At 56.2% G+C, this 21,632-nt stretch carries 12 protein-coding genes and 2 pseudogenes; 5 read left to right on the top strand and 9 right to left on the bottom strand.

Annotation, left to right across the window (positions count from 1 at the left end; translation table 11 throughout):
* Positions 1-79 precede the first annotated feature (79 nt).
* Positions 80-1,012, bottom strand: coding sequence for a hypothetical protein (locus tag ACSZOQ_RS14035; protein WP_439923094.1), 933 nt, complete (start codon positions 1,010-1,012; stop codon positions 80-82).
* 354 nt (positions 1,013-1,366) lie between these two features.
* On the opposite strand from ACSZOQ_RS14035, the gene ACSZOQ_RS14030 reads away from it, so the two are divergent.
* A complete protein-coding gene (locus tag ACSZOQ_RS14030) occupies positions 1,367-1,834 on the top strand; it encodes a T6SS effector amidase Tae4 family protein (RefSeq protein WP_439923093.1) in 468 nt (155 codons plus the stop codon).
* 85 nt (positions 1,835-1,919) lie between these two features.
* On the opposite strand, the pseudogene ACSZOQ_RS14025 reads toward ACSZOQ_RS14030, so the two are convergent.
* The 5 genes and pseudogenes from ACSZOQ_RS14025 to ACSZOQ_RS14005 all read right to left on the bottom strand — a co-directional run.
* Positions 1,920-2,556, bottom strand: a pseudogene (locus ACSZOQ_RS14025) (ISL3 family transposase); the annotation flags it as partial.
* A 58-nt stretch (positions 2,557-2,614) separates the two neighbouring features.
* Complete coding sequence (locus ACSZOQ_RS14020) at positions 2,615-5,191, bottom strand: patatin-like phospholipase family protein (protein WP_439923092.1); 2,577 nt, start codon at positions 5,189-5,191, stop codon at positions 2,615-2,617.
* A 5-nt stretch (positions 5,192-5,196) separates the two neighbouring features.
* The gene (locus ACSZOQ_RS14015) at positions 5,197-6,018 is read right to left on the bottom strand and encodes a hypothetical protein (protein WP_439923091.1); all 822 of its coding nucleotides are present in this window, start codon (positions 6,016-6,018) and stop codon (positions 5,197-5,199) included.
* A 211-nt stretch (positions 6,019-6,229) separates the two neighbouring features.
* Positions 6,230-6,668: pseudogene (locus ACSZOQ_RS14010) on the bottom strand (IS66 family transposase); the annotation flags it as partial.
* 1,976 nt (positions 6,669-8,644) lie between these two features.
* Positions 8,645-9,901, bottom strand: coding sequence for an Hsp70 family protein (locus ACSZOQ_RS14005; protein ID WP_439923090.1), 1,257 nt, complete (start codon positions 9,899-9,901; stop codon positions 8,645-8,647).
* A 230-nt stretch (positions 9,902-10,131) separates the two neighbouring features.
* Here ACSZOQ_RS14005 and ACSZOQ_RS14000 point away from each other — a divergent pair, with 230 nt between their 5' ends.
* Positions 10,132-12,468, top strand: a complete 2,337-nt coding sequence (locus ACSZOQ_RS14000; RefSeq protein ID WP_439923089.1) for a Tex family protein — start codon at positions 10,132-10,134, stop codon at positions 12,466-12,468.
* A gap of 471 nt (positions 12,469-12,939) precedes the next feature.
* Here ACSZOQ_RS14000 and ACSZOQ_RS13995 read toward each other — a convergent pair whose 3' ends face one another.
* The gene (locus ACSZOQ_RS13995; RefSeq protein ID WP_439923088.1) at positions 12,940-13,089 is read right to left on the bottom strand and encodes a hypothetical protein; all 150 of its coding nucleotides are present in this window, start codon (positions 13,087-13,089) and stop codon (positions 12,940-12,942) included.
* An 819-nt stretch (positions 13,090-13,908) separates the two neighbouring features.
* On the opposite strand from ACSZOQ_RS13995, the gene ACSZOQ_RS13990 reads away from it, so the two are divergent.
* From ACSZOQ_RS13990 to ACSZOQ_RS13980, 3 genes are all read left to right on the top strand, one after another.
* Positions 13,909-15,150: an efflux RND transporter periplasmic adaptor subunit gene (locus ACSZOQ_RS13990; RefSeq protein WP_439923087.1), complete on the top strand. Its 1,242-nt coding sequence runs from the start codon at positions 13,909-13,911 to the stop codon at positions 15,148-15,150.
* A complete protein-coding gene (locus ACSZOQ_RS13985; protein ID WP_439923086.1) occupies positions 15,087-18,260 on the top strand; it encodes an efflux RND transporter permease subunit in 3,174 nt (1,057 codons plus the stop codon). The genes ACSZOQ_RS13990 and ACSZOQ_RS13985 overlap by 64 nt, the downstream gene beginning before the upstream one ends.
* A gap of 264 nt (positions 18,261-18,524) precedes the next feature.
* A complete protein-coding gene (locus tag ACSZOQ_RS13980; RefSeq protein WP_439926068.1) occupies positions 18,525-18,998 on the top strand; it encodes a VOC family protein in 474 nt (157 codons plus the stop codon).
* A gap of 369 nt (positions 18,999-19,367) precedes the next feature.
* Here ACSZOQ_RS13980 and ACSZOQ_RS13975 read toward each other — a convergent pair whose 3' ends face one another.
* Both ACSZOQ_RS13975 and ACSZOQ_RS13970 read right to left on the bottom strand, forming a co-directional pair.
* Positions 19,368-20,951 carry a CYTH and CHAD domain-containing protein gene (locus ACSZOQ_RS13975; protein ID WP_439923085.1) on the bottom strand — a complete coding sequence of 528 codons (1,584 nt, stop codon included), beginning with the start codon at positions 20,949-20,951 and terminating at the stop codon, positions 19,368-19,370.
* Between the two features lie 94 nt (positions 20,952-21,045).
* Positions 21,046-21,606: an N-acetyltransferase family protein gene (locus ACSZOQ_RS13970; protein WP_439923084.1), complete on the bottom strand. Its 561-nt coding sequence runs from the start codon at positions 21,604-21,606 to the stop codon at positions 21,046-21,048.
* Positions 21,607-21,632 lie beyond the last annotated feature (26 nt).

Here is a 21,632-nt window from a genome sequence, read left to right as displayed (position 1 = left end):
GCTTCCGATATGTTGAACCGTCACACCGTGTCGGACCGCCGCTCCTCTGATATGCGTTTCACAATCAGCGGGAGCCGCGCTAGGCAGCCGCCGCAAAGTGGATGTGGGTCTTGTGATCGTCGAGCGCGGCGCCGTCATATGAGTGCTTTAGCCCGACATCGTAGTTCCACTTGTTGCGGTCGGCGTCGCCGGCGACGGCCGCATCAAAAATGATCTCGTCGATGCCAAGCTGGGTGACCTTGGCGTCAGTGGCCACCAGCGGCAGAAGGCTGTTCGCAATCTCTTCGTTGCCGATATCGACGGCTCGGCCTGCGACGTGATGGGAATCCCCCGAGGGCCGCAGGAGTTCGCTGATCCGAATGGACACCGGTGATAACTTCGACAGTTCGAGCACCAGCGATTGCAATTTCGAGGTGACCTTGGTGCCGTTGTTTGTCCCCAGCAACTCGTCCTTCAACTCAGGCTTCCCGATATCGAAGGTTATCTTCCCCTGATCGATCTGTTGCTGGAGTTGCTGGCCGATAGATGCGATGGGCTGGACTGTCGCGGCTTCCGGGACGGCCGCGCCGCCACCCGGCTTGATTCCGAAATAGGCGTAAGCCGCGGAGACAGCCAAGCCGAGCCAGGTGGTGCCTAGGTCGGAGATTGTCTTATTAGCGTTCGGATAGAGCATGACGCCGACGATCAGCGCCGCGAGGCCGGTAAATATCCAGACAAACAGGTAGACTGCGACCACCGAGTTGGTGGCATAGATGCCGAATGTAGATTCAGGCTGAAAACCGCCGACGCCAGGAGCCGCGCCCGGCTTCGTGACGCTCAGCTGCGCGATGACCAATGCCGATACAAGTCCACCCACCATCGTGAGGACGTAGATGTAGCCGGTCTCGACCGTTACTTCGGCACCCTTGGTGGCAACGATCTGCAGGATCAGCGAGAGCGTCGAACAGGAAAACAGCGCCAATAGCGCGAAGGCCAGCGTTGCCCCGAACACCGCACCAAAGCGCGTACTCATCCTCAATACTCCAAAGAAAAATCCTATGAGATCTAAAAACTAGCATTAGTCTACCCGAGCAACCCAGGGTACGTCAAACTAGAGGTTGGTAAATTTCGTGCACAGCACCAAAGGTGATCGCGCTTCGGATGAACATGTGCCGGTCGATTGTGTTTTTTCCGTTTCTGCAAAAATCGATACAAGCGTCGGATGCTAAGGCAAAGGCCATGATCCTTTTTGGACAGAAACAGGTAAGTCGAATGTAGCTTGTTATGTGCGCGACTCATAGAAAGGAGGATCGCACTCCTAAACTGCTCAGTCCTCAACGGCGAGCCTCTGATCCGCGTGGTGATTATCGATTTCAGGAGAGTACTTATGGCACTTACGTTTAATGGACTTTCGTCAAATTATCCGACCGCGCCGAAGCCTGATCTTTTTATATCCCTAGGAGGCGACTGGCCCGGATTGATCGATGATCCGAATTACGAGAATACTTGTTGCATCAGGCTTTCGTTGGCCATTTTAGCGGCCGGCGGCGATATTTCTCGGACATATCGCGAGGCCATTGCTGGGGATGGGCGCCCGCTTATTGTTAAAGTCGCCACGATGGGCAATTATCTGAAAGGCACTCTCGGCCAAATCTATTGGGGAATGAGCAAGAATCCGGGTACGATGATCGATGCGGAAACGCTGCCGAGACAAGCGGGAATTGTCGTCTACCACGTGGCTTGGGCTAACGCGACAGGTCACTTCGATCTTTGGACGGGTAGCAACTTTGTCGGTGCAGGCAATTTTGCTGATATTGGCGATGGCTTCGATGTCGCGCTTTGGAAGATCAATTAGTCGTCCGTTCTTTAATCACAGGGCGGGAGTCAACTCCTGATGATCTCGCCGTTGCCGGGGTCATGGTTCTTTCCGCGGTCGAGGTTCGAGCCTGAAGCAGATCGAGCTTGGCGGGGCCGTACGTTTGATGAGCTTGAGCTTGGTGGTCTGGCCTTCGGTCTGTCCGTTTGACCAAGACGTCGCGATCGCGGCGTTGATGGCGGCCTTGTCCTTGGTGATGCCGTTAGCGAAGGACGCGACAAGGCTTGCGCATGCTCGCTCCAGCCATAGGTCATCGGCGTGAGCCTTCTTGCGGATCATCGTATGGAAAGCGGTGATGATCTCTCGGGCTTCCACCAGGAGAGAAACGCCTTGCGATCGCCGCGAGGGTGACGGTTTCTGACTTTGATAGCGTAGTGACCATTGGTCATCAGGCGGGCGATAGTTCTTGCGGAGGGTGCGCGCCGTAGACTCCGAGCATCAGGCGTCTCGGAGCGCCGACGGCGCGTCGCCCATTCCGTAACAACCCGCACCGAGCCCCTAAACCCGGCACTTTGAGGCAGCGCCACAGGTCAGCGCCGTTACGACGGCCCGAGCCCACTGCGTCCAGCCATGATAAGTGGTGTTCGAGCGAGCTCTCGCGCAGCCTAAACCACATAGGACCGCTGACCTCGCAGCACCTTGCGGACGAGGCCCCGGCTATGTCCGGTGAGCCGCACGATCTCCTTGATCGGGATATCCGTCTTGCGGGATGAAGTGATGGCGATAGGCAATTTAAGAAAGCAAAATCGCAAAAGCTTCTCAGGACCGTGGTCCGCACTTTACATAAGTATCAATGATGGCCTGAGGCTGGCAGATCGTGGCGCCAAGATGCAATGTGTCGATCATTTTGCGCGCGCTGGCCGCACCGAGATTGCGGTAAGCATCAAACTGGTCAGGGCTGAAAAACTGGTCGGCAGTGGACTGATGCGGGAAATTTTTGTTTGAAGCGAGATATCCCGCAATAGAAAAATCCAGTTTAGGCGTGACGTTCGATTTGATGTAGATGAATGTTCCGGTCGAATTGTCATTGTAGGTGAGCCGCCCCACGATGAATGGCGAGCTCGCGTATTTTGCGTCGACGGGATAGCCGCGTGCCTCATGCATCACCAAGAGCTCGGGGCCCTGATCATCCAGAAATTCCAGCCGCGCGCCGAAGTCTTCCTGGATGCGGTTTCGGGCAGAAACGAGGGATGCGAGGCTGATCTGTGGGTCTGCCTCTCCGTCGACTATGAGAACTACACCCAACTTGCGGCGAACAAGTTCATACATGGCCAGATTTTCGAAATGCCCGCCATCGGTGAGCTCAAGAAACCGGTCAGTGCTGCGATGCCCGCGACCCAATACGCCAGACCAAAATCCGGGATTGAAGAATGTCGGGATGCGCCGAACTTTATGCGAGCTGATATTGGCCGGATTCCCAATCCATAGCCCCAAGCGGATGTTGAGCAGCGACATGACGGCGGCGACAACGGGATTCATCGTGATGCCGGTGCCGATGTAACCAGCGCTGGCACTCGCGGCCGCACCGGAAGCGGCCATCGCTGTGGGTAAGGTCATCGCCCCGTGGCGCGCCACGAAAGTAGCCGTATCGACCCAGCCTGTCGCAGAACTGCCGACAAACAAAGGCGATATGAGAAAATTTGCGCCGCCGCGTGCTGCAAACTTCGAATTTTTGTCTTTGACCAGAATTACGTTGGTGTTGATCAGTGGATAGGGCGTCGGGATGGATGTTGCGTCGCCTGGTTCGGCGCAACTCGCGCTAATTAAATCGGTCATGGACAGGTTGTCGGCGACAGGCGATCGCCGTGTACGCATCGCTGTGACGGATGCATCGTCCGGCATGAAGGCCTCCATCAGCCGGTCGCGGTAATAGCGATGAAGGCCAACAAAGTTGATATTGCCGTAGATGGCTAGAAGAAACGCTATAACGGCCAGACACCAGCCAGCAGCCTCAACTTGGTCGACGGAATCTGAAATCAGGTAAGGCGCTTCGACGATCGCGATCGACAGCCAGTAGGCCAGAATCAGGGTGCCGTAGAGGTAGATAAGTGCCCCTAGCGTTGCCGCAATCCGAGCAGCGATGCTTGGAACCACGTTTCTTATGAAAACATAATAGCTGTAAAGGGCCGACGCGATACCACTTAAGAGGCTGAAGACCCCCGAAATGCTTCCAGTTCCTGAAGGTTTGGGCACATCATCTGTCTGCCCGATGTAATAAAACGCGATCGGCACCAGCCCGATGGCCAGAAATGCCATCGAAGGCAAGAATATCTTGCCAAGCCACTTCTCGACAAACCGCCTGAGCCAATAGCTGGGATTCAGGGAATCGGGAGTGCAAATTTCGATGATGGCCCATACGAGCAGTATCGTTGCCAGCAGCGCAACCACCAAAAGTATTGTTGCGGCAGATGTATCGTAAGCGACGATCGGATGAGCAAGATAATAGCTCGTCGCCAGAAGAACCGTTGCCGCTCCAAATGCTGTGGCCACCACAAAATGAGAAGAACGATGATCCTGGGGTGCTCTGCTTACAAAACCGTAGAGGACGGCAACAAAACCGAAAAGACCCAAGGCACAATAGAAAATATAGATAAATCCGGCGTACCCGGCACGAAGGTAGAAAATACAATTGCCCTTAGCCTGGCAGTCGTACATCTCGTCAGCATTCCAGTGCCGCTTGATGAGATTGCCGACGGGCGAGGATAGATCCCAGTACTCGGCCCAGCCATCGAAAAACGTTCGGTTCAGGTAGTGCCATCCTGCGAAGACTGTGACTAGCAGTGGGAGCCAGATCAGAAGACTGATGGCAACCGTCCTCAAAACGACCACCAACATGGACCATATGGTCAGTTCGTTGCCTGGAGTTAGGTAAGACGCATGTGCACGCAGAAAATCGAGGTTTCTCAATCCTCTTTCGGCAGCAGATCCATTATCAAAACGGCCTAACGGACGCGTGCTGCTTCCATATGGGAAGTCGTGCGTTGTCAAACCAAATTTGGTTTGATTGGGTTGCTTCGGCGTCTCACCGGGCTGCTGGACTTCGCTGCGGGACTTTTTGGCCCACCACCATTGTAGCGAAGAGGCAATGTAGCCTCCGCCCGAAACCGACGAGATATAATCGAAGCGGGAGAGCAGATGCCTTTCGGCGAGCACCTGTAGGACGCCGAGCGCGAGACAAGCGGACCGAATGCCCCCCCCTGACAACCCGAGCCCGGCCCAGGGCACACCGGTTTCATCAACACCGAGCCGGCGCGTCCTGCCTGTCCGGATATGCGCAAACTCTGCGTCGGCGAAGGTGTCGAATTTCTTTTCATCCGAATTTGAAGGCGGGGTCATGTTATCTACTGCAGTGTCAGATTCCACTCTTTTTCGAAGGAGCGAATGTAATCTCGCTGATAGAATTCGAGCCCCTCGAGATCATTGATGCGAACGAAACCTCCCGGCTTTTGAGTCGGAAGGGTTATCCGCACACAGGTCGGCTGCTGGGGCAGTGTTTCGTATTGTTTGATCTCCACCCGGCGATCCTCGTAGCGCTCGTAGGGTTCAGCGTATGCCGAAGAACTCCACCAACCGGCGACCTGTGAGTACGTGCCACCCAGCAGAACCTGGGAATTGTAAGAAAACTGACCTCGGTTACTGCGGGGGTCGGCCGTATCTGTTCGTCTTTCGTTGGTTTGCCTGCAATATGGTTTGCGGCCCCTGTAGCCGACGTGGAAGCTGTCTATGGTAGAGCTTTCTGAATCGCCAAGACCGCGATCATGATAATCATCGTAAGACCTAGCCGTGACGTCGACGTTGATAGGACTCTTTCCTCCTTTGCAGTAGCTCCCCCGGTCTCTGAAGAGGACGATCTTCTTATCTCGTGAAGACCGAACCGGCTCGTTTGATTGCCGGTTACGACCGGCTTTAATGATGAGAACGCCAGAATGTCCTTCGGAAAATGTCTCGCGGAAAACATAAGCCAGTTTTACCGGCCGCTCTGAAAAACTATCTCTGGGCTGCGTGAGCAGCTCCCATGGCCCGTTCGGCGTGACTTCGTAATAAACTTGGCGGTCTTGAAGGTAACTTTGGTTTCCCAGAAACCCGCAGTCCTCAGCATACACCGGCTGCGCTGCGAAACCGAGAAGACCAGCGACTGCAACCAACTGTCGAAGATGGCTCATCACGACCGCTCCTAATCCGCATCGATAAGTGTCTTGCAGGTGTTAAATTCTGTCAACTGCACTTTTAAGTAAATACGATGCGTAGGGTCTGCCAACGCCGCCTTTCGGACAGCTCATACGAGCGTGACTGGCTAAAAACGGCGAGCCGATGTCTAATAGTGCTGTCTAGTTCGATACCAACGGACGAACGCCACTGCCTTACCAAGTGTCGATCCTGTCCGGCGAACAGACGGTTTTTGCGGCCGAGAGTGACAGGACGGATTGCGCGCTCGACAGTGTTGGTGTCGAGTTCGATGCGACCGTCGTCGAGGAAACAGCCAAGGGCGCCCCAGCGGGTGAGAGCTAGCGGATAGCGTCAGCGAGCCCGCTGCGGGGCGGGATTTGAGTGAGCTTCGTCTCGAGCCAGGTCTTCATTGCCGCGACCTGCGGCAGTGATCTGGATTGGCGCATGCTCCGTCGGGCATCGGCGGTGTGACCACGGATGGTCGTCTCGATCGCGTAGAGTTCGGTGATGCGCCGCACCGCCTCAGTGGGGATGGGCGAGCCGGTTGCCTGCTGCAGTTCATAGAACTTGCGTCGTGTATGGGCCAGCAGGCTGCGAGCCGAATATCGGCGCCGAGCTGCTCGAAACCGGGATAGCCATCGACCTTGTTGGCGAACAGAAGCGGGCCTCCTGTTCGATACGGCGAGGCGTTTTGGCTAGCACGCCTCGAAGCAGAGCTCATTGAATTAGCGCGAGTATTGCGAATCGGGATTATAGAGATACCGCGTCGGTCGGTAGAGAAGCTTCGGGGCAAAGGGCTGTGGTTCTACTTTGAACCTCGCCCGCCAATTGCCGAACGCCCCGAGCGGAATCCCGTGCGCCTTGGTTCTTCCCTCGTCTGCACATCGAGGTGAGAACAGATCGCATCCGGTACCAACCAAACAAGTGTGCGAAAATGGACGCTTACATTGCCGCTGTCGCCATTCCCTGCTTTGGGTTTTTCCTTTCCCTGTTTGTCGAACTATTTTCCCTGATAGGTTCGGTAGGGAATCGCTCGGGAAGTGGCTGCAGCACAGGGGGTCCTGCTGCTCATATCGTCCCGTGTGGCCGCATAATTGCGAAATTCCCTGTAAAATTCCCTGTTAGCAGGCCAATTTATGTGGAGACCGGTGCGATCAGCACTGCGTCGCCAGCCAATAGCTGAGCCTGCGGCTCAGGCACTTTTCTCATTTGGCTGTTTTTCATTCTGAATGGTGGTTTCCTGCCCATTCTGAATAGATGTTGCCGCTTGGTTCGCCAAAGTATGAGCGTGCCTCTTTTTGGTCGCGGCGAGCATTCGGGGTGTAAACCGGCGCTGAACAAAGCCCCTTGAAGCTGCAGCGATAACTCCTTGTGAGAAGTAACGGAATCTACGTCGGAGTGGGGTCACGATCGGCGCCGATCGTGACCCCACTCCGATCGGCTTTTTTCGATTGTCTTTATGGCGTTACTGTCGGCACCTGCAGCGATCTGACCCCTGCGCCGATTCACAGTTGGACGCTGCTTTGTCCGCGATTGCATCGTCCCCGCCAGCGTTTTATGCCAACCCAATACGCGCTCGCAAAAAAACCGCCCTAAGGCGGTCTCTGTCTTTCTCGGCTTGGAACATGAAGAGCGGTTTGTATTATGGCCGAATACCATTCTTTTTGGCGCAAGAGCGATAGGCAGAATATCCCAAGGCATTCCGCGCCGCAGAGGCTCCGCTAGTCATATTACGCGCGCCAGCCGTGGCAGCTTCGTTCGCTTGCCTGAAACATTCAGCACGTATTGCATTAACGTCCTTCTTCTGCGCCTCTGCTGGTATCACTGTGCCCAAAAGCGGCACGAGCAAAGCGAAAGCGAGTAGCGATTTTGAGTTCGACATTCTATCCTCCGTTGTACTTCTATGACGCGAGGGTGATTACCGAGAACGTTCGATCTTGAAATTCCGTCACACGACAATGTTGTGTTGCAAACCATCCAAGTCGATGGGCCTACGCTTCGTCTGCGGGATCAACGTAGCAAACTACGCAACTACAGCGTCACATCCTATTTCGGAGATCAACATACCAATAGGCAGCAGCAACCATCAGAGGCCTCCTATTATTTTGCCGATTGTGAAGTTTTCCGATTCCCCGTGCCTAGGCAGATCAGGCGCGCAATTGTAGGGTAACCCGCGCTAGCCAGCGATGTCATTTGTCGGAAGGTCTCTTTGCAAGAGAGTTTCCATGGATCAGAAGGATAGGGTCTTTGTTTCTCTCCGCCATCAATGTTGAGATCTTGATTCCATTGACGATCAGAGAAAAGTTGCGCATGGAAATTGATCAGCACGTTCACTCGGGACATTGTTTTATCTGGCGTTGAGTTTCGAAGTTACAAACGAACCTTCTGAAACGACCGGATAACTTGAATCATGTTGAATATATCGCTCGAGGAAGATTCCAGACTAGCCGCGTGGGCCAAGGCGCTAGATGAGCGCAGAGTCAATGTTCTGTATCATTTGGTTTGTGATCTCGAGTTTCCAGTTAGACGAAACTGGTACCGGACAAAAAGGTGAGCTCGTTTCGGTTCTGGAGGTGAGTTGGAATTTCAGCCATCTTCTGAAAATGGCTTTGCTGACCTGGTTTATTTATCCGGGCCATATCGGTGGAGTGCCTCAAGGGTGAGGCCCTTGCCGACTGCGCCGAAGGTGTCGCCTTCGACGATACGGGCTGAGGGTAGCGCCTTAATAATCGCGTTGCGGACATGGACCAACCTTACCGATCCGCCGGTCAGGAACACGGCATCGACGCGGCTCGCTGTCAGGTGCGCTTGCTCGAGGCAGATCTTGACGCGGGCTCCGATGCGATCGGCTAATTGCTTCGTATGACTCGCGAGATCTGATCGACTGACGGCGGCGCTGAGGCCTGCTGCGACCCAATCCAGCGGGATCTTTGTGTCTCGTCTATCGGATAGGGCAATCTTGGCTTCTTCAATTTCCATCGCCAACGTATGGCCGCGCTGCTCCGCGACCACGCGTAGCAGTCGATCGAGCAAGACCGGTTCATCGGCATCGCGGCGAACCTGGCGAATTTCCGACATTACTCGCGGCTCGTACATCCGATTGATATTGGACCAAGTTGCCAGGTCGTGGAAATAACTCGAAGGCACGCCCAGCCCTGGACGCTTCATGGCGCTACCAAAGCCGAACAACGGCATGATGACGCCGAGACTGAGTTGGCGATCGAAGTCTGTGCCCCCAACGCGTATGCCATCATTTGCAAGAATATCCCCCAAGCGGTCTACCTTGCCGTGGCGTTGTGGCCCCAGGCGCACGATCGAGAAATCCGATGTCCCGCCGCCGATATCTGCAATCAGTGCGAGTTCTTCAGCCGATATCTGCCGCTCATAGTCGAGTGCCGCAGCAATCGGCTCAAACTGGAACGTAACCTCATCGAAGCCAACCTCGCGAGCGATATCGCACAACATCCTCTCAGCTTCGCGGTCGGTATCCGGAGCGTTGTCGACGAAATGAACCGGTCTACCATGCACCACGTGTCGCAGCTCACCACCGATAGCTTGCTCAGCGCGCCGTTTCACTGCGCCCACGTAATAAGCAATCACGTCGCGAAAGCTGATCCGCTCGCGCCCAAGCCGTGTCGTTTCGTCGATCAGCGAGGTGCCAAGCACTGATTTAAGGCTGCGCATCAGGCGGCCCGGAACGCCCTCGACATAGGCATCAATCGCTCTGCGTCCAATCAAAACGGCGCCGTCAGTTTCATAGAAAATCGCGCTCGGAATCGTGGTCTGAGCGGCCTCCAGCGCCGTCAGAACCGGTTCACGGCCAGCAATGGTGCCGAGCGTGGAATTTGATGTCCCGAAATCGAGTCCGCAGATTGACATAAGTACTCCAGGAAGGAGCGCTCGTTTACACACTTAAGTGCCACCGATCCACCTTTATCTCGTTGTATGATGCTTGTTCCGAAAAATGGCAACGCTCACGGTTGCGATCGAAACCCGTCCACAAACCAATTTGTTTGGCGACTGGGTTGATAAATCAATCGACGGTGGTCCATAAGCGTCATTCCGCGGCGAGCCATTTTATTAGTCGCGATGACTCAGAAAGATCGCGCGTGGTAAACATCAATCGACGGATCGCAGAAGAACTCGGCGTTCGCGAACAGCAAGTTGAAGCGACGGTGGCGTTGCTCGATGGTGGCGCAACTGTTCCTTTCGTCGCTCGTTACCGGAAGGAAGTTACGGGTTCGCTGGATGACGCTCAATTGCGGACGCTCGAAGAGCGATTGAATTATCTGCGTGAACTCGAAGATCGTCGTGTCGCGATCCTCAACTCGGTTCGCGAACAGGGCAAGCTCGACGCCATACTGGAAGCAGCGATCCTCGCTGCCGATAGCAAGGGGCGTCTAGAAGACATTTACCTTCCGTTCAAACCGAAACGCCGTACCAAGGCCGAGATCGCCAAAGAGCGCGGGTTGGAGCCGCTGGCTCAATTATTGTTGGCGCAGCCGCAGAACAATCCAAAGACGATCGCAGAGCCGTTCGTCGATGCCGAAAAGTCGATCCCCGATGTCGCGGCCGCGCTCGATGGCGCCCGCGCCATTCTGGTGGAGCGTTTCGCGGAAGATGCTGACTTGATTGGAGTGTTGCGAGAAGAAATGTGGTCGAACGGTCTGATGTCGTCCACCGTGCGGAGCGACAAGAAGATCGAGGGCGAAAAATTCAAGGACTATTTCGATTTTCGCGAGCCGCTCACCAAATTGCCGTCGCATCGGATCCTCGCAATGTTTCGCGGTGAGAAAGAGGATATTCTCGACCTTCAAATGTTGCCCGAACCAGTTGCCGCTACGCCGGCTGCGGTCAGCATCTACGAATTGAAGATCATGCGGCGTTTCGCGATTTCCGATCATGGCCGGGCCGGCGATAAATGGCTCATAGAAACGGTGCGCTGGGCTTGGCGGACCAAGATCCAGGCTCATCTCAATATTGATTTGCGCATGCGGCTGTGGAACGCAGCCGAGCAGGAGGCGGTCCGTGTGTTCGCGTCGAATCTGCGCGACCTCTTGCTGGCGGCGCCGGCGGGCGCGCGCGTTACCATGGGTCTCGATCCCGGATTTCGCTCCGGCGTCAAGGTCGCTGTTGTCGATGCGACGGGCAAGGTGGTGTCGACCACCACGATCTATCCGCACGAGCCTCAGCGGCAATGGGATGCGGCGCTCGCCACGCTCGGCAAGATCGCCGTTCAACATCGCGTTGACTTGATCGCGATCGGCAACGGCACGGCGTCGCGCGAGACTGACAAGCTTGCTATGGATCTGGTTAAACTTCTGTCCGATATGAAGCTGTCGAAGATCGTGGTGTCGGAAGCCGGCGCTTCGGTTTATTCGGCGTCGGCCTTTGCGTCCGAAGAATTGCCGGATCTCGACGTCACGCTGCGCGGGGCGGTATCGATTGCTCGACGACTACAAGATCCATTGGCCGAACTCGTCAAGATCGATCCGAAGGCGATCGGCGTGGGGCAATATCAGCATGACCTTGGCGAGAGTAAACTGGCTCGCTCCCTCGATGCGGTGGTTGAGGATTGTGTTAATGCGGTCGGAGTCGATGCCAACACGGCCTCTGCGCCGTTACTCGCACGCGTATCAGGTATCGGCGCGGGGTTAGCGCAAACCATTGTCCAACACCGTGATGACAATGGGCCATTCAAGACACGTAAGGAGCTGAAGCAGGTGCCTCGGCTGGGCCCCAAAGCATTCGAGCAATGCGCAGGCTTCCTGCGGATCAATGGCGGCGACGATCCTCTCGATGCCTCGGGAGTCCATCCGGAGGCTTACCCCGTCGTGCGCAAAATTCTTGCTGCAACCAGGAGCGACATCAAGGCGTTGATCGGAAACGCGGATATCCTACGTCAGGTCAAGCCGCAGAACTTCGTCGATGATACCTTCGGTTTGCCTACCGTGATCGACATTCTGCACGAGCTGGAAAAACCCGGCCGAGATCCGCGGCCGGTCTTCAAGGCTGCTGTGTTCAAAGAGGGTGTCGAGACACTCAAGGATGTTAAACCCGGTATGGTCCTCGAGGGTACCGTAACCAACGTGGCGGCGTTCGGTGCCTTCGTCGATATTGGTGTACATCAAGATGGCCTGATACACATTTCGGCGATGTCGAAGTCCTTCATCAAAGACCCGCGCGAGGTCGTGAAGTCAGGTGACGTTGTCAAGGTGAAGGTACTTGAGGTGGATGTCGCCCGTAAGCGGATCGCATTGACGCTCCGTCTCGATGATGAGCTCGGCGGCAAGAGCGAGCGTGCGGCGCAAAGCCTCCCAAGAGACAAAACGCGCCCGATGATGTCGCCGCCGAACAAGCCGCATCAGCAGTCCGGCGGCGGAGCACTTGCTGAGGCTCTGCGGCGCGCTAACGAGAAGAGCAGGAGTGGTAAGACTAAGTCTTAGTTCGGGCATGGCCTAAGTATTGGCTGCACCAACCGTCCCTCGCTCCTTCGCTGCCAAACGTAGCGGCCGATAGAATGGTGCTCTAAGCTGAGATGCGACTGCCCCGCAGAGCCGCCTTCAGGGCAACTCCGATCACCGAAGAGGAAATTTGACGTGATCCCGTGGGTTTTGATCGATACGGCGCCGGTATCTGGAGGACAGAATGACCTCCGCCTCAGGCGGCACCACCGAATTCTCGATCATGTTGGGAAAAATCAATTGATGAATAGCCGCCTCAGTGGATGCCGGCGTTGTTGAGGCCAAGATCATCCGTATTCAGGCGGCGCCCGACGGCGATCAGGACATGCAAACCTACCGTCTCTGGTTGTCCAGAAATGAAATCGACCCTGACCGCGATACCATTTGGATGCCAACGGCTGGATTTATGGCAGTCCGGTCCTATCGACCGGCGCTCACGTAGGACGCTGAGAACTAGCGTGCAGGCAACGGCTTCCGGCGCAAGGCGGCGATTGTCGCCGGTTTGAGTCTCAGGCCAAAATGCTCACGTTTTCTCGTCGTGAAGATGTCAATTTCGTTGCGCGGTCCAGTAGCCGGAGCATCGCGCATTTCCTGCGTGGCCATTCCATGTCCCGCGGCCAGAAACACTGGAGAGCCTGCCTGAGCCGGAGGCGTATTTATCCTGAACGGTCACCGAAGCGCGAACCGCGCCAGATTTCGCGACGTATCCTCTGAATTTTACGAGATTAGGATGCGTCACAACTCCGTTGGAAATATTGACGGTGAAGTTGTAGGCAGGATCGCATGCCCCTCGTTGCGTCACGAAGACGAGGTCCCAAGAACCATCGTAGACTGATCGCGCGTTTGCGGTAGGCGCTAGGACAACAAAACAGATTATTGCCATCGCGCAAAGCGAAAGCCTTTTCATAATAATCTCTCCCTAGCCTTGTCAGAGTAGCGTGCTTCTTTAACGAAGCCCATCGATTAAATGGGGCCCGCCATGAACCATTCAAAGGGCCTGCACGGTGATGCGATCGCGGGACGTTCTCGCTCGCGCCCTTGCAAGCCGGCGCTCTCGTTTTTTGGCGCAGACCTGAATGAAACAGGTCTTGCCGAGACCAAGAAACTCATCGTTAAGGCGCTAGTGCCGCATAGAAAAAGACAGTCTAAAACGACCTCGTAGTGAAGTAGAAGCCTTTCCAAGGCGAGAGTCGTCTGCGTGACTTTAATGTTGGCATTTCGTAATTGACGGCCATCGATCCTGGTCGAGGCACGATCCGGCGCTTTTGAAGTTTTGCGGCCCGATATGAGGCACTCCTTGGGCTTATGCTTGCCGAGTGACGAGCGAAGGTCATTCGGATCGCTTCAATAAAAATTAGACTCGCTTTCACTACAATATTTCGAGACACTCTCTGGGCCTGACGCGTGTTGGAGGCGGCTCTGATGACACGGGCTCCATTTTTAATAATTGGCCTGTTGCTGGCCGGCTTGCTTTCCGGTTGCGACACCAAACCGGCGGCGAGCACCAATCCTCCTCCACTGCCATCCGTCACCGTTTCGAAACCAATTCAGAAGTCGATTACCGAATGGGATGAATACACTGGCCGGTTCGAGGCGCTGAAGACGGTCGGCGTTCGTGCGCGCGTCTCGGGTTTCATAGATTCCATTCATTTCAAGGACGGTCAGATTATCAAAGAAGGCGATCTCCTGTTCGTGATCGACCAGCGGCCCTATAAACTCGCGGTCGATCAGGCTAAGTCCGATCTTGAGCGGGCGCGAGCCAAGCTTGAGATCGCCACGGCCGATGTGGAGCGGGCGACGCCGCTGATCAGCCATCAAACCCTAACCGCACGTGAGTTCGACACGCGAAGGTCCACGCAGCGCGACGCCGCAGGCGGAGTTGGTGCGGCTGAGGCTGCGCTCAAGCAGGCCGAACTCAATCTCGAATGGAGCGAGGTTCGTGCCCCCATAGCCGGGCGTATTTCCGATCGGCGCGTCGATGCTGGCAATCTGATCACGGGCGGCCAGAGCGGGGCGACGTTGCTGACCGTGATTGTTTCCCTGGATCCGATTCACTTCATATTCGATGGCAGCGAGTCCGATTTCCTGCACTACCTGCGTCTCGCCGCAGCCGGAGGGCGACGATCGTCGCGCGACGTGCAGAACCCGGTTGCCGTTCGACTCGCGGACGAGACCGATTTCAAGCACACCGGCCGAATGGATTTCGTCGATAACGCCATTAACCCGAAGACAGGCACGATTCGCGGTCGCGCCATCTTCGATAACAAGGATGGATTGCTGACGCCGGGCTTTTTTGGGCGGCTCCGACTATATGGCGGGGAGACCCAGGCATTTCTGATCCCTGATAGTGCGATCCTGTCCGATCAGGCGAGCAAGATCGTATTCACCGTCGCTGAAGATGGCACGGTTGGCATCAAAAAGGTCGAACTGGGCCCGATCGTTGATGGACTGCGCGTCGTTCGCTCGGGTCTGGCGCCAAAAGATCGTATCGTGATCGAAGGTTTAGCGCGCGCGGCCCGGACAGAAGGTCAAGGCCGAGGACGGAACGATAAAGGCCGCTGCGAACTAAGCGCTGTTCGGCGCGGGGTGATGAGGCTCAAATGCGGTTTCCCCATTTCTTCATCGACAGACCGATCTTCGCGAGCGTGGTTTCAATTATCCTGACGCTTGTCGGCGCGATCGCTCTTCGTGCGCTACCGATCACTGAATTTCCTGAAATCGCTCCACCGACTATCGAGGTGACTGCAATCTATGCTGGTGCCGCAGCAGATATCGTGGCCGAGACCGTCGCCTCGCCGATAGAGCAGGAGATCAACGGCGTCGACAACATGATTTACATGGTGTCGCAATCGACCGGCGACGGCACGACAAAGATTGACGTAGTCTTCAAGCCCGGCACGAATATCGACGATGCCCAGGTGCTGGTACAGAACCGGGTCTCGATCGCGTCGCCACGTTTGCCGGAAGAGGTGCAGCGTATCGGTGTGACCGTCAAAAAGAAATCGCCTGACCTGATGATGGTGATTCATCTGATCTCGCCCGATGGTACGCTCGACCAATCGTATATTTCGAACTACGCGACCATCAATATCAAAGATGTGCTCACTCGTGTCGACGGAGTGGGTGATACGATCGTGTTTGGCGCGCGTGACTATTCCATGCGGGTTTGGCTTGATCCGGCCAAAGTGCAATCGCGCGGTCTGACGGCGAGCGATGTGATCACCGCCTTGCGCGGCGCCAACATTCAGGTCGCCGCTGGCGCCATCAATCAGCCGCCCGCGAAATCTCCGGTTGGATTCGAGGTGGCGGTGCAGACACTGGGTCGGCTGTCCAGTCCGGACCAGTTCAGCGACATCATCGTCGCGACCGATCAGGACGGCGGGGTGACGCGGGTGCGGGACATCGCCCGCGTGGAGCTTGGCGCGTATACCTACACCACGAACGCTTATCTCGACGGCAAGGTCGCGACCGCAATCGGCATATTTCAGCGTCCCGGCTCAAACGCGCTCAAGACCGCCGCCGCGGTAATCGCAACGATGGACGACCTTGCGAAGAACTTTCCCGCTGGTCTCGGCTACCGCATCGCATACAACACTACCGAATTCGTCCAGCAATCGGTCGACGAGGTGATCCGAACCTTGTTTGAAGCGCTTGTCCTGGTGGTGCTCGTCATCATCCTATTCTTGCAGACATGGCGTGCCGCGATCATTCCTGTGGTCGCTATTCCGGTGTCTTTGATCGGCACGTTCTTCGTGTTGGAGGCTTTTGGCTTCTCGCTAAACAACCTGACGCTCTTCGGGCTTGTCCTCGCCATTGGCATCGTCGTGGACGACGCTATCGTCGTGGTCGAGAACGTCGAACGTTATCTGCGTCAGGGCCTGAGCCCGCGCGAGGCTGCTCACAAAACCATGGATGAGGTCGGCGGCGCTTTGATCGCGATCGCGATGGTCCTTTGTGCCGTGTTCATTCCCACCGCATTCATCGCCGGCATTTCAGGCGCGTTTTATCGGCAGTTCGCTCTCACCATCGCGTCCTCGACGATCATCTCGGCCATCGTGTCGTTGACACTATCGCCGGCGTTGGCGGCGCTGGTCCTTCGGCCGCATGGCCATGAGCAAAAGCCAGGTTTCTGGATGACCGTCGGCCGGCCATTCAATGCCTTCTTTGCCGGATTCAACAGAGGCTTCGACAAGCTTTCGGATGGCTATGCGGGATTGACCCGACGGGTGCTGCGGATCTTGGCATTGATGCTATTCGTCTATGCCGGCCTGATTGGCCTGACCTACTTCCAGTTCGCCCGCACGCCGTCTGGGTTCATCCCGTCGCTGGATCGCGGCTATTTCATCACGGCGATCACTTTGCCACCGGGTTCTAGCCTCGAACGCACCGACGCCATCATGCGCAAGGCATCGGACCTTTTGCTATCGCGGCCAGGCGTCGCCCACACTGTGACTTTCGCCGGGTTCGACGGCGCGACTTTCACGACCGCTCCCAATTCCGGCGTTCTTTTCGTTACCCTCAAGCCTTTCGAGGAGAGGGTGAAAGACAAGCTCCAGACTGAAACGATCCTTAATGATCTGCGAGCGCAGGTGAAAGCGTTGCGCGAGGCCTTCGTTCTCGTCATTCCACCGCCCTCGGTCCCCGGTATCGGAACCGGCGGCGGCTTTAAACTCTATGTCCAGGATCGCGCCGGCCGCGGTCCGCGTGCGCTGGACCGGGTCGTCGGCGCAATAACCGGCCTGGCCAATCAGACTCCTGGGCTCGTTCAGGTCTTCACGCTGTTTAACGCGTCGACGCCGCAGGTTTTTGCCGACATCGACCGCACGAAGGCCGAGATGCTCGGTGTGCCGATCTCGCGTTTCTTCGACACGCTGTCGACCTATATGGGCTCGACCTACGTCAATGACTTCAACATCCTGGGGCGCACATATCGGGTGACTGCACAGGCTGACAATCCATTCCGGCTTTCGACGCGCGATGTGGAAGCCTTACGGACTCGTTCGAACGCGTCAGAAATGGTGCCGCTCGGCGCGGTTGCGACTTTCCGCAATATCACTGGACCGTACCGTGTGCCGCGCTACAATCTTTTCCCCGCGGCTGAGGTGCAGGGTACCACGACGCCTGGGTTTTCGACGGGGCAGGCGATTGCCTCCATGGAAAATATCCTAGCCAAGAACTTGCCGTCCGGTTTTGGCTTCGAATGGACCGAAATCGCCTTGCAGGAAAAAGTTGCTGGCAATACCGCCGTCATCGCATTCAGCTTCGCGGTGGTGTTCGTGTTTCTGTTACTGGCCGCGCAATACGAAAGTGTATTGCTGCCGCTTGCGGTGATTTTGATTGTGCCGATGTGCCTGCTTGCCGCAGTCAGCGGCGTGCTATTGCGCGGCATGGACAACAATATCCTGACTCAGATCGGCTTTGTCGTATTGATCGGCCTCGCTGCCAAGAATGCCATTCTTATCGTGGAATTTGCACGGCAGGCGGAGGAGGGGGGCGCCAGTCGCTGGGATGCGGCGGTGCAGGCGGCGCGCACGCGGCTTCGTCCGATTCTGATGACGTCGCTCGCGTTCATCCTCGGCGTCGTGCCATTGGTGATTGCGACGGGGGCGGGTGCTGAGCTTCGTCAGGCGCTCGGCACTGCGGTCTTCTTCGGTATGCTCGGCGTGACGCTGTTCGGTCTCGTGTTCACACCTGTGTTCTATGTTTTGGTTCGCTGGATTGCGTCGATTTCCCTCCGCCGGGGCGCGGCCGACACGAAGCAACACCCTTCATAACCGTATTGTCGCCGTGCCTCATGCCTCATTAAATCAAGCATGCGCAAGCTTCGAGAGAACCCGCTTTTGGTGTCAAGAATCGTCCTTTGCGGGCGGCGGTCAATCGTTTCCAGTCTAACGATACGCCGCAACTCCTGAGTAGTACTCGAGGCGCCGTCGGTGTGGATATGGCGGACCGCCATGACTGAGTTACTGCCCCATTCTCCGAATGCGTGGGAAACCGGACCGGAATTGACCTCAAAAGCAAAAGGACAAGCGATGGCAATTGCCAAGAACACGATCTGCCTATGGTACGACAAGGACGCCGAGGCGGCAGCCCGCTTCTACGCCGAGACTTTTCCTGACAGTTCGGTGACCACCGTCCACCATGCCCCCGGTGACTATCCGTCCGGCAAGGCGGGCGACGTGCTGACGGTCGAATTCACCGTCGCCGGCATACCTTGTCTCGGTCTGAATGGCGGCCCCGCGTTCAAACACAACGAGGCTTTCTCGTTCCAGATCGCCACTGACGATCAGGAAGAGACTGACCGTTACTGGAACGCCATCGTTGGCAATGGCGGCCAGGAAAGCGCGTGCGGCTGGTGCCGGGACAAATGGGGTATCTCCTGGCAGATCACGCCGCGCGTGCTAACCGAGGCAATGGCTGCCGGCGGCGACGAAGCAAAACGCGCGTTCAGTGCAATGATGACCATGAAGAAAATCGACGTCGCTGCGATCGAGAAGGTACGGCGGGGCTGATGGTCCCAAGTCGACTCGAAGTGGACATTCGTCGTTTCGTAATTTTAATCTCGCCTTTGGGAAAGACTCGAGCGACCAATTTGGGCCGGGAGCAAGCGGTCTGGTTTCATAAACTACAAGGCTAAAGCGGCCGTTCTGGTGCCGACCCAAGGCTTTCGAACCGAAAATCTCCACGGCAGTTATCGGCTTGGCGGCACGACTCTGCCAAGTCTTGAGCATGACTGCGCAGATGTATCTTTGGCAATTGTCTCGGCAGCTTTGTTGGCGTTCGCCCGGCAAGATCACCGAACTCGACTTCGCTGCTTCCCGGCGGCGAATTCCGCGGTATGTAGGATGCTGGCTGGACGACCACGAGAGCGAAACTATTTTTCAACGGACTCTTGAGCCGAAGGTGCCTCCATTGGGCCGTTTCGGATCGGTAAACTTCCAGAACGATTTGGCGCGATCAAAGCGCGAATACGCCTTATGCGCGCGATCAAACGATCTTTGGACCTGAGCTTGTTGGTTCCCAATGATGAGACCCACCGCATACGCGCGGTGATGATTTTGTTCATCAGTCAGGCCGTTCGTACGACGAGCGATAATATCGGCGAACAGGGTCTTGTGCGTTACAATGTCGTTGATTGTGCCTAGGCTGTTCTGCAATTTCACCAGGGATGAGGTGATCGTCTTGCAACGCTTGGCGCATTCTTTGCCGTGAAAGAGGCCAGAAAAGAATTCGATCGAATAGCGGGCTTTCTTGACTTGAATGCGCAGCCGATGCAGCTGCTCCGGATCTAAGGTTTTGATCCTCGCACCCAGCCGCCTGATCTTTTTTCGACGTTGCGAAAGCTGCCCGGCAGCGTAAATCTCGACCGGAAATTCGCGGCGTGCACGTACCAGCTCATCTTCCGAAGTGCTCCATGGACCGGTCTCGACCCATTCCACCGTATCAAGCACAAGTCTTCGGAAGCGTGCCGACCGGACCGCCTCTAGTGCTTGACGATAGCTTTTTAGGCGCTTGCGCGCGAACATATTGCTGATACTGACCAGCCCGGGCTCACTTGGATGCCGCTTCCGCAGCGGTCTGATCACTTCGACAAGGAGCGTATCCAGATTCCGCGCCGGGCCGAATTCCTGCGTCAACCATTTTAGCTCGGACTTTATTGCGCTCGCTCGATCGTCGCCCACCACAGGCGAAAAGAGTGAAATGGCGGCACGAAGGCGTCGCAAAGCGACGCGCATTTGGTGCAGCGCGTTGTGGTCCCGTTCCTTCATTGCCGGTAAGTTGGTGACCAGATGGCGCAAGCACGCCCGGCCGATCAGTGTAAAGGCGCGACCAGCCGTCATTCCCGGACTTAACTCCGGATCACGCGCTGTTTCGGCGGTAATCGCAGCCTTCTCGATCAGGTCATAACCGCGCTCAGACTTGCTTTTGAACTCGAGATGGGCCGGAATGATATCTAATATATTGCGCGCAATTTTGAAAAGGTCGGCGGGATTGCCGCGCTTCAGTTCAATCTCCGAAACTGAAAGCGAGGAGCCGGCAGCGAAAATCTTCCCCTGGTCAATCGCCATGACCACGTCGGCGCCATTTCTATTCAGATGATAGGCCGTGCGCTTAATTCGGATCTCAAAAACCGGCTGCAGTGCGTTATCCGGTTCGTTGACGAGAATGACGCCAAGGGCCGTATCCTTCACCAGGGTGAGATCTGGTCGATTACCCTCGATCACCTGCTCCCACTCGGCTCGCTCGAAGTAGCCGCCGCTAGTGTTAGCGGCCTTGACGGTTTGGATACGCATGTCGCCCTTGTGGCGCACCCGCAAGGTGAATCCGTGATCGCGCAGCAATCGACTATCGGAATCAAAATAGACTGATTTCAGCGTTTCACTGCTGGGACTTCGGAGCATGTCGACAAAACTTGGATGATTTTGGAGCGCAACGATATCCTCGGGTGAAACCCAAAGTTTCATTTCGATCTCGGTTGGCTCGCCGACCACTACCCGTCACCGATCAATAACTGATGTTGTGCTGGTCCAAGGCGCTCCGCCTAACATTACAATTCTATCACACAATAGTAACGTTGGGCACTGGCAGGCCGTTGAAGAAGTCGAGCTTCAGCACCAGATGAAGTACATGCGGGTCTTGGTGCGCGGCATGCGTGAAGCCGAATTTTACGAATATCCTTATCATCGGCGCGTTCTCGGGCAGAACGTCAGCCGTTAGTTCCTGCAACCCGGCATCTTTCGCAAACTCGACGAGATGGCGCATCAGGATCGAGCCTATACCCCGTCCTTGCCAGCTATCGACGACAGAAAATGCCATCTCGGCCTGTCCCGGCTCAACGACAATGTAGCGGCCGCCGCCGGCAATCACCTCGCGCCCGGCTTCCTTTGCGACTGCGACAATCGCGACATGGTTCTTGAAATCGACGTTCATGAAGAAGTCGCGCTCTTTCTCAGAGAAGTTCCGCTTCATGACGAAGAAGCGGCGCTGCAGTGATTGCGCACTGGTCCTTTCGATTGCGGCAAGCATGGCGATTTCGTCTTCACGCCGGAGCGTGCGGATTTCGACCTCGCTGCCGTCGCGCAGAAGCTCGCGTGCGGTGTATTTGATCGCTTCAGGCATCGGGCCTCGTGGTGGGCAAATAGAAG

The organism is Nitrobacter sp. JJSN (assembly GCF_051912485.1).
Taxonomy (GTDB): domain Bacteria; phylum Pseudomonadota; class Alphaproteobacteria; order Rhizobiales; family Xanthobacteraceae; genus Nitrobacter.
The sequence above is the reverse complement of the archived record's forward strand: the minus strand, read 5'-3'. Positions and strand labels throughout refer to the sequence as shown.